This is a genomic window from Sinorhizobium saheli, assembly GCF_001651875.1.
Lineage (GTDB): Bacteria > Pseudomonadota > Alphaproteobacteria > Rhizobiales > Rhizobiaceae > Sinorhizobium > Sinorhizobium saheli.
On the sequence record NZ_LNQB01000065.1, the window covers coordinates 20527 to 33378 of the forward strand.

A 12852-nucleotide genomic window follows, 5' to 3' on the forward strand; every position below is an offset into this window, starting at 1 on the left:
CGAATCAAGGTTCTGCGGCGCCGCATACCCGGGGTGACGCGGAGCGCGGCAGGACCATGGCGCGCGATCATGTCGCAAACACGTCAAAGGTGAAATTTTTTTTGCGGTTGCGAAGAAAGCGCAAAGCGCTTAAGCCGGCGGCGTCATGGATTGAGGTGAGGGCGGTCCAGCGGACGCAGGGAAACCTTGCCCGGCTTCTTCTCGTCATTTGCCTGCTCCGAAGCGACGGGCACCTTGCTCGGAGAGAGCTTGCGTCGCTCGCGCGACTCTTTCCAGACGAGGAACAGAATGGCGACGAAATAGCCAACCTGCATGAGCACGGCGCAGATCAGAGTCTGATAGGCCGTCGAGGCGAGCGAACCGGTCAGGAAGTAGGTCGCCACGGCGAAAGCCGCCAGGGCGCCAATCATGCTTGCAAAAACGCGCGGTGCGAACATAGCGCTACGCCGCCCTTCCGTTTTCGGTTGCGACCGTCATTGGACCCCTCCGTCGCTCCTCCTGCCGTCAACCAGTATATTAGTCGAGGCTTTTCGCTTCAACATGCAAAACCGTACTTTGTCACTGCCGATCATAGCCCGGAAAACCTTTCGGTGATCTTTAGGCATTTGTTCGATTGCGAACGACTCGCATGGATGCAATCGGCGGTAAGCCCTATATCCTTGGTATGAAATTTCTCCGCGAATCCCGCGTGTCTGGGTGACTCGGGCTGCAATCCCCCAAAATTTGCCGGGAAAACGCGAAGTGGTTCTGAATGCTGCATCTTTTGGCTTCCGCCATGAGCGTCTTCGCCGATCAACTTTTGTTACAAATCCTGCCGCTTTCATTCGAGAATATGTGCAGCGCAACATAATGATGCGGTGCAAAAATCCGGCGGAAAAATGCTCCCCGTCAATTCCGTGCGCCAGTCGCCGCCGCCTTGGTCAGTGCAAAAAAATCATACCATTCAATATACTTGATAGTCCGAAATAACTAATCCGAATGGTTATTTCGACGTCGCAATCCCGTAACGACTTATCCTGGGTATGATTTGCAACCGCCATAATTAACGGTTGGTAATATTCACGCACGAGACGGCGCCGGGGCGGCTTGCGTTCGGGCCTCACGGAGGCTGCCATCATTCCGCCTTCAAAAATCAAATTCTCACCATACACTCGCGCTAGACGAGCCCCGTCCCACGGGACCGACAATCGCCAAACTAAAATGGAGTCACCTCTATGAAGTCCGCGACTCGCTCGGCCAGTTCGCCGTTTTTCATTCCCGAGGATACCGGAGCAATCCGGTCGCCGATCGGGGGCATGGCAAAACGGAGCTTCGACGTCCTTGCAGCCTCCCTGGCACTCATCCTCTTCAGCCCGATCTTCCTGCTTGTCATGGCCCTCGTGAAGTTTTCCGACGGCGGAAGCGTCTTCTATGGGCATCGCCGAATCGGCCACAACGGCCAGACCTTCAAGTGCCTCAAGTTCCGCACCATGGTGGAAAACGGCGACCGGGTGCTGAAGGATTATTTCAACGCCAATCCCACCGCCTACGAGGAGTGGCGCACCACCCGCAAATTGCAGAACGATCCGCGCGTGACCGTCGTCGGAAGCGTTTTGCGCAAGCTCAGCCTCGACGAGCTGCCGCAGCTCCTCAACATCATTCGCGGTGAAATGAGCGTCGTTGGCCCCCGTCCGGTGGTCGAAGACGAGCTCGAGCTTTATGATTCGGCAGCCGTCTTCTATCTGCGTTCGCGTCCGGGCCTGACGGGCCTCTGGCAAATCAGCGGCCGCAACGACGTATCCTATGCCACCCGCGTGGCCTTCGATACGCAATATGTCCAGAACTGGTCGCTCCTCGCCGACCTTGTCATCGTCTTCAAGACCATCCCCGCCGTCTGCTTCTCCCGCGGCAGCTATTGAAACCTTGACGCCGACCCGGACCGGGACGACGTCAAGCAACGGGAAAATCCCCAAATGCGCTTCTTCAGAATTTCAGGGACAACCGCTGGTTCCCGCACGCTCTCCTGTTTTGCCCGCCTTGCGCTCGTCGCGGCGTTGACCGCCTCGGCGGCGACCATGGCTCTGGCCGAAGACTATCGTCTCGGCGTCATGGACAAGCTCAGGGTCCGTGTGGCCGAATGGCAGACCGCCGAAGGCTCGGTCCGCGACTGGTCGGCCGTCAGCGGCGAATATACGGTCGGACCCTCCGGCAATGTTTCCCTGCCTTTCGTCGGCGACCTCGCCGCGTCCGGCCGCACGACGACGGAAGTCGCCGACGAGATCGGCGTCAAGCTGCAAAAGCTCTTCGGCCTCAGGGACCGCCCCTCCGCGTCGGTCGAGATGGCGCAGTACCGCCCGATCTATATCTCCGGCGAGGTGCAGACCCCCGGTGAGTACCCCTATGCGCCCAATATGACCGTGCTGAAGGCAGTCAGCCTCGGCGGAGGGTTGCGGCGCGCCGAAGGCCAGCGCTTCGCGCGCGACTTCATCAATGCCAGCGGCGACTCCGCCGTACAGGCCGCCGAGCGCAGCCGGCTGCTCATTCGCCGCGCCCGCCTCCAGGCCGAAATCGCCAGGCGCGATGCGATCACGCTGCCCGAGGAGCTGAAGAACGTCCCCGGTGCGGACAAGCTGCTCAAAAGCGAGGCGGCCCTGATGGAATCGCGCGACAGGCGCCAGAAGCTGCAACTCGCCGCGCTGGCGGATCTGAAGTCTCTCCTGCAAAGCGAGATCGAATCGCTCGGCAAGAAATCCGAAACCCAGCAGCGCCAGCTCGATCTCGCCACGGAAGACCTCGAAAAGGTCGACGGCCTCGCCGAAAAGGGCCTGGCGCTGAGCCAGCGCAAGCTTTCGCTCGAACAGCGCGTCGCGGACGTGCAGTCGCAGCTGCTCGACATCGACTCCCAGTCGCTCAAGGCCAAGCAGGACCTGACCAAGGCTGCGCAGGACGAGACGAACATCCGCAACGATTGGGATGCGCAGCTCGCCCAGGAGCTGCAGAACACCGAGGCCGAGCTCGACACGCTCACCCTGAAGCTCGGCACCAGCCGGGATCTGATGACCGAGGCGCTGATGCAATCGGCGGAAGCGGCCCAACTCGAGCAACAGGCCGCGACCATCAGCTATTCGATCATCCGCGACAAGGACGGCAAGCCGGCGGAAATCCCGGCGGACGAGAACACCCCGGTGCTGCCCGGAGACGTGATCAAGGTGAATGCCGCGGTGGCGATGCGGTGAGGCCGGCATGAGAATAGCGAAGGCGAGCCTGGTCAGCCCGGGAGCGAATGAGGTCTACGGCACCGCAGCCGTGGCCTTGTCGCTTTTCGTCTTCGCCTATTCGACCCGCTTCGGGCAGGTTTCTATCCTCGCCTATTACGGCCTGTGGCTGCCGCTGGTTCTCGTCGATTATAAAAGGGTCCTCGGCAGCTACGCCAGGTATCTCTGGATCCTCGCCTTCACCGTCTTCGCCTGCCTCTCCATGTTCTGGTCGGCCGCGCCCGGCGTGACGCTCAGGACCGGCATTCAATATTTCAGCCACGTCGTCTGCGCGCTGATCGCGATGCGGACGATCGACATCCGCACGCTCACGCGCGGGATGATCGCCGGCGTCACCATCGTGCTCGTCTATTCGCTCCTCTTCGGCGTCTACCATTACGATCCGCTGGACGGGACGTTCAGCTTCGTCGGCGCCTTCGCGTCGAAGAACCAGTTGGGCTTCTATGCCTCCCTCGGCATCTATTTCGCCTTCGCCGCCCTCTTCATCCTGGGGGAGCGGGGCCTGTGGACCGGCGTGACGGGGGTGGCCGGAGCACTCTCCGCCTATTCCCTTCTCGCCTCGCAATCGGCGACCTCGGTGATCACGGGCGGCGCGGTCATCGGTCTTTGCGTCGGTATGCGGGCGATAATCGCCCTCCGGCCCTCGAGCCGCAAAGGCCTCTTCCTCGGCGTCGCCGCCTTCGGCGCCGTTGCCAGCGTCGCGATGGTCTATGGGGGCGGCGTCGATCTGATCCTCGGCGCATTCGGCAAGGATTCGACGCTCACAGGCCGCACCTATCTCTGGCAGCAGGGGATGGAGGCGGCGGCAGCGTCGCCCATCATCGGCATCGGCTACCAGGCCTATTGGGTGCAGGGCTTCTCCGAGGCCGAGCGCTTGTGGGAAGAATTCTACATCACCGCGCGCGGCGGCTTCCATTTCCACAACACCTTCATCGAGGCCGCCGTCGAGACAGGCCTGATCGGCCTGGTTCTCCTGACCATGGTACTGGTCACGGCCGTTCTCGGGCAGCTGAAACGCGTGCTGTCGGAAGATCGCGATCCGGAATCCATGGTGCTCTTCGGCGTCGCGACGCTGCTTCTCATTCGCGCCTTCGTCGAGATCGACATCATGAACCCCTACCACGTCGGCTCCTTCCTGCTGTATTTCATCGCGGGCAAGCTGACGATTGCGCGCCGCGCGCCGGCCACCACCTGGCCCTGGCCGGAAGAGCAGCGCCTCATCCCATACAGGCCCCGATTCAAAGCGTGATGCCACAGGCAGAGGCTGTCGATGAACACGATCCACGGAATTCAATATCTGCGGGCCGCGGCGGCGCTCGCCGTGGTGATCTTTCACGCCGCTGAGAAGACCGGCCATCGCTTCACGATCGGCGCGGCGGGCGTCGACGTCTTCTTCGTCATCAGCGGCTTCATCATGTGGGTCATCAGCGATCGCCGGCCCTTGACCCCCGCCCGCTTCATCGCCGATCGCATCCGCCGTATCGTCCCCGTCTACTGGCTCGCGACGGGAGTGATGGTCGCCGGAGCGCTGGCGGGCCTTTTCCCCAACCTGGTCCTGACGCTGGAGCATGTTCTCGCATCGCTGTTCTTCGTTCCGGCACGTTCCCCGAGCAATGGCGAAATCTGGCCCGTGCTCGTGCAGGGCTGGACGCTCGTTTACGAAATGCTTTTCTACGCGGTGTTCGCGGCCTCGCTCTTCATGCCGCGCCACTGGCGGCTGCCGGTCGTCGCCGGCCTGTTCGTCGCGCTGGTCGCCGCGGGTCTTGCCGCCAGCTTCGACGACGCGATCCTGCTGACCTATACGCGGCCCGTCATCCTGGAGTTCGTCGCAGGCATGATCCTTGGCGAGCTGTGGCTGAAGGGCAGGGTGCCGTTGCTCGGCGCCGGTTCGGGGCTCATTGGCTGCGCGCTCGGCGGCTTCAGCCTCATTGCGCTGCTGCGGCTCCCCTTTGACGAGCTGACGATCGGGCCGCTGGCCATTGCCCTCGTCCTCGGCGTGCTGACGCTCGAAGCGCATGGCTGCGTGCCGGTGATGAGGCTGCCGCATCTCCTCGGCAACGCTTCCTATTCGATCTACCTCTGGCACACCTTTGCGATCTCGGTGGTTGCCAAGGCGGGCGCGGCGATCGGTCTCGATCCCTTGCTGGTCATGGCCGCGGCCGTCATCGCCGGGACGCTTCTTGGCCTCGTCGCCTATGCGATGCTCGAACGCCCGCTCGTCGCCCTCGGCCGTGCCCGGGCAGCACCCGCCGCATGAAGAGATACGCGACGGGGCGAAGAGCGGCCGGCGCGGAAATCAGCCGTGGTTCTGACGCGAGTGCCAGTTCCAGGCCGATTCGGTGATCGCGGCGAGGTCGTATTGCGGCTCCCAGCCGAGCACCTGCCGCGCCTTGTCGTTGTTGGCGACCAGCGTCGTCGAATCGCCCGCGCGGCGCTCGGCATAGCCGACATTGAACGGCCGCCTTGCCACTTTCTCGATCGCGCTCAGCAGTTCCTTCACGGTCGTCCCCGTGCCGGTTCCAAGGTTGAGCGCGACGCTCTCGCCGCCCTGGAGCAGATAGTCGACGGCGCGCACATGCGCGTCCGCCAGGTCGAGCACGTGGATATAGTCGCGCACGCAAGTCCCGTCGCGGGTGTCGTAGTCGGTCCCGAAGACCTTGAAGCCCTCGCGCCGCCCGAGCGCAGCTTCGATCGCGAGCGGGATCGCATGGGTCTCCGGCTCGTGCCATTCGCCGATGCGGCCTTCGAAATCGGCGCCTGCGGCGTTGAAGTAACGCAGGATGACGGAGCGCAGGCCCTTGTAGAGGTCGTAGTCCTTCAGCGCCTGCTCGCAGATCCACTTGGTGCGGCCATAGGGGTTGATCGGCGCCTGCTTGTGGCTTTCGTCCATGGGCACGCTGTCGGGCAGGCCGTAGGTCGCGCAGGTGGACGAGAAGACGAAGGCGTCGATGCCGGCGGCAAGCGTCGCCGACAGCAGAGTCAGCGTGCCGATGACGTTGTTGTCGTAGAAGGCGGCCGGGTCCTTGACCGATTCGCCGACCTCGATCATCGCCGCGAAATGCAGGATCGCGCGCGGCTTATGACGCGCGAGGACCTCGTCGAGCCGTTGCCGGTCGCGAATGTCGCCCTTTTCCAAAACGCCCCATTTGACGAATTCCTCGTGGCCGTTCGAGAGGTTGTCGTAGACGATGGGCTGGTAACCCTTCGCGGCGAGCTGGAGGCAGGTATGGGAGCCGATATAGCCGGCACCGCCGACGACAAGGATGTTGTTGTTCTGCACGGGCAACCTCTTGGGACTGACAACTGAACTTCGACAGGAACGGCATAGGCCTCGCAAGGAATAGCGGCGAAATTTCCAACGCCGTATGAGGTTTCCGCAAGGTCCCGGCCTTTTCAACAGCTTCGCAGGAATTCGTCAAAATTTCGCCGGAGTCGTTGGAGCATTTTGCAGTCAGGTCAGAGCACACTGGCAGTCACTGCGAGTGCCGGCAACTGTGGCAAACATGCAGCACCTCATGGTCGGCAACGCGAAGAATGCAAGAAACACGCTTGGCGTGTGGGATCGATTCAACTATAAGCAGCTTTCCGGCAATCAGATCAGGGAGGTTACGATGACAGGCTTTTCCTTCTCCCTGGTGGGCGGTCCACGATCCTGACTTCGTGACCGGGAGCGCCTGCGCTTCCTGATTGCCGACGGATCCCGCACCGTCTGGCCCGTCCTTTCTTGGAGACGGCGCCGTTTCATCAATGCCGCACGCGCATTCTTCCGGGCGGCATTCCCTTGCTGATCAGATATTGAGGCCGGTGCTTTGCCACCGGGCAAATCCTATGGCGTTTACTCGTTTTGCGGCGCGCGATCGCGCCTTCCGCAATGTTTTTCGCTTTTCCTGGGCGCACTGGAAGAGACAGCCGGTGCGACTTGCCGGCATCCTTGGTGCAGTGCTCCTGGCCACACTTGCCGATGTGCTGACGCCGCTCTATGCCGGCCGTCTGGTGGATGCCATCGTCTCGGGTGCGGCGAGCGATGCGATCGCATGGAATGCCGCGCTCACGGCCTTCCTGATCATGATGGCCCTTTCACTTGGCGCCATCGTCTTCAAGCATGCCGCCATCATGATCATCGTCAGCCTGACATTGAGGATGATGTCCGATATCGCGACTGCTGCCTTCCACCACATTCAGCGCTTTTCCAGCGAATGGCACGCCAACAGCTTCGCCGGCTCGACCGTGCGCAAGGTGACGCGTGGCATGTGGGCAATGGACCTCTTCAACGACACGCTGCTCGTCGCCCTGTTCCCCTCGGTCGTGATGCTCATCGGCTCGACGGCGCTGATGGCCTGGCACTGGCCGATCATGGGCGCGATCGTCGGCCTTGGGTCGGTCCTCTTCATAGCGGTCACCGTCCTGCTGTCGCTCGGCTATGTGGCGCCGATGGCGAGCCTCGCCAACCGCTGGGACACGCGGCTTGGCGGCGCGCTCGCCGACGCGGTGAGCTGCAATGCCTTGGTCAAGGGGTTCGGCGCGGAGAAGCGCGAGGAGGCGCGACTGGCGAAGGTGCTCCGCAAGTGGGAGAACCGCACCCGACGTACCTGGTCGCGCGGGACGCTGAACGGCACCACGCAAGGTGCGATGTTGCTCTTGGTCCGTGCAGCGATCATCGGTTTTGCCTTGCTGCTCTGGACAAAGGGCGAGGCGAGCGCCGGCGACATCACCTTCGTGCTCACCTCCTTCTTCATCCTGCAGGGTTATCTGCGGGAGATCGGCATGGATATCCGGCACCTGCAGCGCTCGGTCAACGACATGGAGGAACTCGTCGCCATCCATGCCCAGCCGCTCGGCGTCGAAGATCGTCCGGGAGCGCGGCCGATCCAGATCACGGACGGCAGGATCGAGTTCCGCAACGTGACCTTTCACTATGGAGCCCATCGGGCGCCGCTCTATGACGGATTCTCGGTCACGATCCGCGCCGGGGAGCGCGTCGGCCTCGTCGGACATTCGGGCTCGGGAAAGACGACCTTCGTGAAGTTGATCCAGCGGCTGCATGACGTCAAATCGGGCCAGATTCTCATCGACGGGCAGGACATCGCCGGCAGCATGCAGGCGTCGCTTCGCCAGCAGATCGCCATCGTCCAGCAGGAACCGATCCTGTTCCACCGCTCGCTTGCCGAGAACATCGCCTACGGGCGTCCCGGCGCGACGCAGCACGAGATCGAGGAGGCCGCGCGTCTGGCGAGCGCGCACGACTTCATCACGGGCCTGCCGAAAGGCTATGCAACCATGGTTGGCGAGCGGGGCGTCAAGCTTTCCGGCGGCGAGCGCCAGCGCGTCGCGATTGCCCGAGCTTTCCTGGCGGACGCGCCGATTCTCATTCTCGACGAGGCGACGTCCAGCCTCGATTCCGAATCCGAGGTGCTGATCCAGAGAGCGATGGAACGGCTGATGACCGGCCGCACGACGCTGGTGATCGCCCACCGGCTGTCGACCGTGCGCGCGCTCGACAGGCTCCTGGTCTTCGACCGCGGCCGGATCGCGGAAGAGGGCGACCATGCAACGCTCATCCGGATGCAGAGCGGCATCTACCGCAGCCTGTTCGAGCGGCAGGCGCTGGAACTGACCAAGGGCCTCGTCCTCAGTCAAGGCTGAGGACGGAAGCCGGGTGCGGGATCAGGAAAAGCGCATCCCGCGTCCGAACTTGGAGCATGCGTCGGCCGGGCGAGCAGATTTTCGCGTCCTCAACCGGCCGGCCATTCACAAATGGTCCTCTTTGACCTAAAAGGCCGGCAGGTAACACTCCGGTCGCAGCCTACCCGGTCAAAACAAGGACACCTATCATGAAGACAATCGTAATCTGCTCCGGCGGATTGGATTCCGTTTCGCTCGCACACAGGGTGGCGGCGGAACGCGAGCTCGTCGGGCTCCTGTCGTTCGACTACGGCCAGCGGCACCGCAAGGAGCTGGATTCTGCAGCCGCCTGCGCCAAGCGCCTCGGCGTTCCGCACGAGGTCATCGACATCCGCGAGATCGGCCGTCATCTCACCGGCTCGGCGCTGACCGACGACGTCGACGTGCCGGACGGCCACTATGCGGAAGAGACGATGAAGGCGACGGTGGTGCCGAACCGCAACGCCATTATGCTGGCGATCGCCTTCGGCGTCGCCGCGGCCCGCAAGGCCGATGCGGTCGCAACCGCAGTACACGGCGGCGACCACTTCATCTATCCGGACTGTCGGCCGGGCTTTATCAATGCCTTCCAAGCGATGCAAGACCATGCGCTCGAGGGATATGCGGACGTCACCCTCCATGCGCCGTACGTGAATGTCTCGAAAGCCGACATCGTTGCCGACGGGGCGAAGCACGGCACGCCCTTTGCCGAGACCTGGTCCTGCTACAAGGGCGGCGCCCGCCATTGCGGCCGCTGCGGCACCTGCGTCGAGCGGCGCGAGGCCTTTCATCTCGCGGGCGTGGCCGATCCGACCGACTATGAGGATCCGGACTTCTGGGTCGCGGCCACCGGCGCGTTTGCCGCCGAGGAGGTGCGCTGATGTTCCGCATCACCAAGGAATTCCACTTCTCCGCCTCGCATCAGCTCAAGAGCCTGCCGCCGGAGCATCAATGCGCGCGGCTGCATGGGCACAACTACGTCGTCGAAGTCGAGCTTTCGGCGGAAACGCTGAACGAGCATGGTTTCGTGCGCGATTACCACGAGCTCGCTCCGCTGAAGCACTATATCGACGAGACCTTCGACCACCGCCACCTGAACGAGGTGCTCGGCCACGACCGGGTGACGGCGGAATGCCTGGCGCGGCATTTCTACGAATGGTGCAAGGCTCGGCTTCCCGAGACGACCGCAGTCCGCGTCAGCGAGACGGCGAAGACCTGGGCGGAATATCGGCCATGACCAGCGTGCGACCGGCGGAAATCCGCGTCAGCGAGATCTTCGGACCGACGATTCAGGGCGAGGGGATCTTGATCGGCCTGCCGACGGTGTTCGTCCGGACGGGCGGCTGCGACTATCGCTGTTCCTGGTGTGACAGCCTCCATGCCGTCGACAGCGAATACCGCGAAGACTGGCGCGCCATGTCGACCGAGGACGTGTGGCAGGAGGTCGTGCGGCTTTCCGGCGGCAGCCCGGTGATGGTGACGCTTTCGGGCGGCAACCCGGCGATCCAGCCGCTCGGCGGACTGATCGATCGCGGCCACGAAGAGGGCTATCGCTTCGCGCTCGAGACGCAAGGCTCGGTTGCCCGCGACTGGTTCGCCGAACTCGACGTTCTCGTCCTCAGCCCGAAGCCGCCCTCGAGCGGTATGGAAACGGACTGGGAGGCTTTCGACGCCTGTCTTCGCCTGTCCAAAGGCAGGCCGCAGACTGTCCTGAAGATCGTCGTCCTCGACGAGGCGGACTACGCCTATGCCAGGGCGGCTGCCGCCCGCTATCCGCACTTGCCGGTATACCTGCAGCCCTGCAACCACACGCCCCCGCCACCCGATGCGGATGACGCGCCGATCGACGTCGAGGGCATATTGGAGCGGATGCGCTGGCTGGTCGACAAGGCCGCCGAAGACAGATGGCTCGAAGCGCGCGTGCTGCCGCAACTGCACGTCCTCATCTGGGGCAACAAGCGAGGCGTCTAGAGCATTTCGGGTGGAACCACCCGACGTCGCAAAAATGCGGCAAAACAAACAGATGGAGCGGTGGCGCGAACGCATGTGAGCACATCCGCTCCGGTGCTCTGAAAGCTCGGCCTCACTCCTTCTTTCAAGGCGCGCCGCGCACGGCCACTTCCATCTCAGCGATGCCGCCGCCGAGTCTGACCGGTTGCAGAAGCGGGGTTTCACCATCCTTGATCAGGTGGATCACGCGTGAGAACAGCGCCCCGTGCCGCGGCGTGCGGCCGATCTTGATGACCGCCGTTTCCCGCAGGTCGGTCTCGAAGATCGCAAGCGCCCGCTTCAGCGCCTCACTTTCCATCGTCTCGAGCGCTTCATCGATGATCACCCAGCGCGGCTTCTGCAGAAGCAGCCGGGCGAAGGCGAGCAGGCGCTGGTCGTCATCACCGAGCTCGCGTTCCCAGCGGGCCTGGCGATCGAGCGATGATGAGAGGTGGTCGAGCCCGACCTTGTACAGAGCGCTGGCGAGGGCCGTATCCGGGAAGGTGTCGGGGTGCGGATAGGCGAGGGCGTCGCGCAACCGACCGCGGGGGAAATAGGGTGCGCGCGGGATGAAGGCCACCCCGTCGTCGGCGGGTATGCCCACGCGTCCGCTTCCCCAGGGCCAGAGCCCGGCCAGTGCCCGGAAGAGCAACGTCTTGTCGGCGCGCGATCCGCCACTGATGATGACCCGCTGGCCGGGGCCGATCTCGACGTGACCTTCGGCAAGCCTGGTGCCTCCCGACGCGGAGGCCACCTCGAGATTGTCGAACGTCAGCTTGTTGCTGGCGTTCTCGACGAATTCTATTCGCTTCTCCTCGTCGTTCAGGGCATCGGCCATGACCAGGGCACGGCGGAATGCAGCGACGCGCAGGAGCGTCGCCCGCCAGTCGGTGATGGCACTGACATTGGCGACGAACCACTTGAGCGACGCATGCACCTGGTTGAAGGCGCCGACCGCCATCATCAGGCCGCCGAAGCTGATGTTCCCGGCGAAATAGACCGGTGCTGCGACGAGGATCGGCGCGACCACGGTGACCCAGCCGTAGCCGTCCTGGACCCAGGCAAGGTTGATCTCGGTCCTGAAGATGTTGCGCATGGCGCCAAGCACGGATGAGAGATCAAGTTCCAGTCTCCGGCGCTCTCCGGCCTCGCCGCCCGCAAGCGAGATGCCGTCGATATGCTCGTTGGCGTGCATCATCGAGAAGCGCAGATCGGCCTCCCGGGCGTAGCGCTCGCCGTTGAGGACGATCAGCGGCCGTCCGACGAGCCAGCTCAGCCAGGACGCCGAGCCGGCGTAGAGAATCGCCGCCCAGACCATGTAGCCCGGTATCTCCAGCGACCTGCCGCCGATCTGGAAGGCGAAGTCGGACGAAAGCGACCAGAGCACGCCGACGAAGGAGGCGAGCAAGATCGACGATTGCACCAGCCCGAACCCGAGACCGGTGGTGAGGTCGGCGAGGTGACCGGCATCCTCCTGCATCCGCTGGTCGGGGTTGTTGCCGATCGCGCTTCCATTGGCGAGCCGGAAGGCACGCCGCGGCCGCATCCACTCACCGATCAGGTCGAGCGTCAGACCTTCGCGCAGTTTCAGCCGCACCATCTGGTTGAGCCATTGCTGGGTGACGTTGAACACCAGGAGAACGCCGGCGATGACCACGAACAACATGAGCTGATAGAAGAAGCTGTTGAGATCGCGGCGTTCGATCGCGTCGAAGAAAGGCCTGTACCAGCGGTTGAGGACGATCTGGCCGACCGCGGTCGCGACGATGACGGTGAGACTGCCGGCTGTCAGCCACAGTATCGGCTTCAGAACCGGCGAGGCGACAAAGGCGCGGCGCATCATCTCGAACTGCTGCCAGAGAGTGCTGCCTTCCGGTGTCCCCGCCGGTGGCCGTGGCGCGGCTCTCTTGCCGGATTGCTTTCCCATCGCTGGTCCCCCTTCCATTGC

At 63.4% G+C, this 12852-nt stretch carries 11 protein-coding genes; 8 read left to right on the forward strand and 3 right to left on the reverse strand.

The window, feature by feature from the left end:
* Nucleotides 1-143: 143 nt before the first annotated feature.
* Nucleotides 144-437 carry an exopolysaccharide production repressor ExoX gene (exoX, locus tag ATB98_RS07870; RefSeq protein ID WP_066871560.1) on the reverse strand — a complete coding sequence of 98 codons (294 nt, stop codon included), beginning with the start codon at nt 435-437 and terminating at the stop codon, nt 144-146.
* 777 nt (nt 438-1214) lie between these two features.
* Here exoX and ATB98_RS07875 point away from each other — a divergent pair.
* The 4 genes from ATB98_RS07875 to ATB98_RS07890 are packed head-to-tail and all read left to right on the forward strand — an operon-like array spanning nt 1215 to nt 5511.
* Nucleotides 1215-1898 (forward strand): sugar transferase, encoded by a 684-nt coding sequence (locus ATB98_RS07875; protein WP_066871563.1) that lies wholly within the window; start codon nt 1215-1217, stop codon nt 1896-1898.
* Between the two features lie 54 nt (nt 1899-1952).
* A complete protein-coding gene (locus ATB98_RS07880) occupies nt 1953-3215 on the forward strand; it encodes a polysaccharide biosynthesis/export family protein (RefSeq protein ID WP_066871566.1) in 1263 nt (420 codons plus the stop codon).
* 7 nt (nt 3216-3222) lie between these two features.
* Nucleotides 3223-4503 (forward strand): O-antigen ligase family protein, encoded by a 1281-nt coding sequence (locus tag ATB98_RS07885; RefSeq protein ID WP_066871811.1) that lies wholly within the window; start codon nt 3223-3225, stop codon nt 4501-4503.
* A gap of 21 nt (nt 4504-4524) precedes the next feature.
* The gene (locus ATB98_RS07890) at nt 4525-5511 is read left to right on the forward strand and encodes an acyltransferase family protein (RefSeq protein WP_066871569.1); all 987 of its coding nucleotides are present in this window, start codon (nt 4525-4527) and stop codon (nt 5509-5511) included.
* A gap of 39 nt (nt 5512-5550) precedes the next feature.
* Here the strand turns inward: ATB98_RS07890 and galE are convergent, their stop codons facing one another.
* Nucleotides 5551-6534: a UDP-glucose 4-epimerase GalE gene (gene galE / locus ATB98_RS07895; protein ID WP_066871814.1), complete on the reverse strand. Its 984-nt coding sequence runs from the start codon at nt 6532-6534 to the stop codon at nt 5551-5553.
* Nucleotides 6535-7082: 548 nt separating this feature from the next.
* Here galE and ATB98_RS07900 point away from each other — a divergent pair.
* The 4 genes from ATB98_RS07900 to queE all read left to right on the forward strand — a co-directional run bounded on the left by ATB98_RS07900 (nt 7083) and on the right by queE (nt 10886).
* Nucleotides 7083-8897, forward strand: a complete 1815-nt coding sequence (locus ATB98_RS07900) for an ABC transporter ATP-binding protein (protein WP_066871572.1) — start codon at nt 7083-7085, stop codon at nt 8895-8897.
* Between the two features lie 188 nt (nt 8898-9085).
* Nucleotides 9086-9796, forward strand: coding sequence for a 7-cyano-7-deazaguanine synthase QueC (queC, locus tag ATB98_RS07905; protein WP_066871576.1), 711 nt, complete (start codon nt 9086-9088; stop codon nt 9794-9796).
* The gene (queD, locus tag ATB98_RS07910; protein WP_066871579.1) at nt 9796-10152 is read left to right on the forward strand and encodes a 6-carboxytetrahydropterin synthase QueD; all 357 of its coding nucleotides are present in this window, start codon (nt 9796-9798) and stop codon (nt 10150-10152) included. Before queC ends, queD begins: the two co-directional genes overlap by 1 nt.
* A complete protein-coding gene (gene queE, locus ATB98_RS07915; RefSeq protein WP_066871582.1) occupies nt 10149-10886 on the forward strand; it encodes a 7-carboxy-7-deazaguanine synthase QueE in 738 nt (245 codons plus the stop codon). Before queD ends, queE begins: the two co-directional genes overlap by 4 nt.
* A 124-nt stretch (nt 10887-11010) precedes the next feature.
* Here queE and ATB98_RS07920 read toward each other — a convergent pair whose 3' ends face one another.
* A complete protein-coding gene (locus ATB98_RS07920; RefSeq protein WP_066871585.1) occupies nt 11011-12831 on the reverse strand; it encodes an ABC transporter ATP-binding protein/permease in 1821 nt (606 codons plus the stop codon).
* Nucleotides 12832-12852 lie beyond the last annotated feature (21 nt).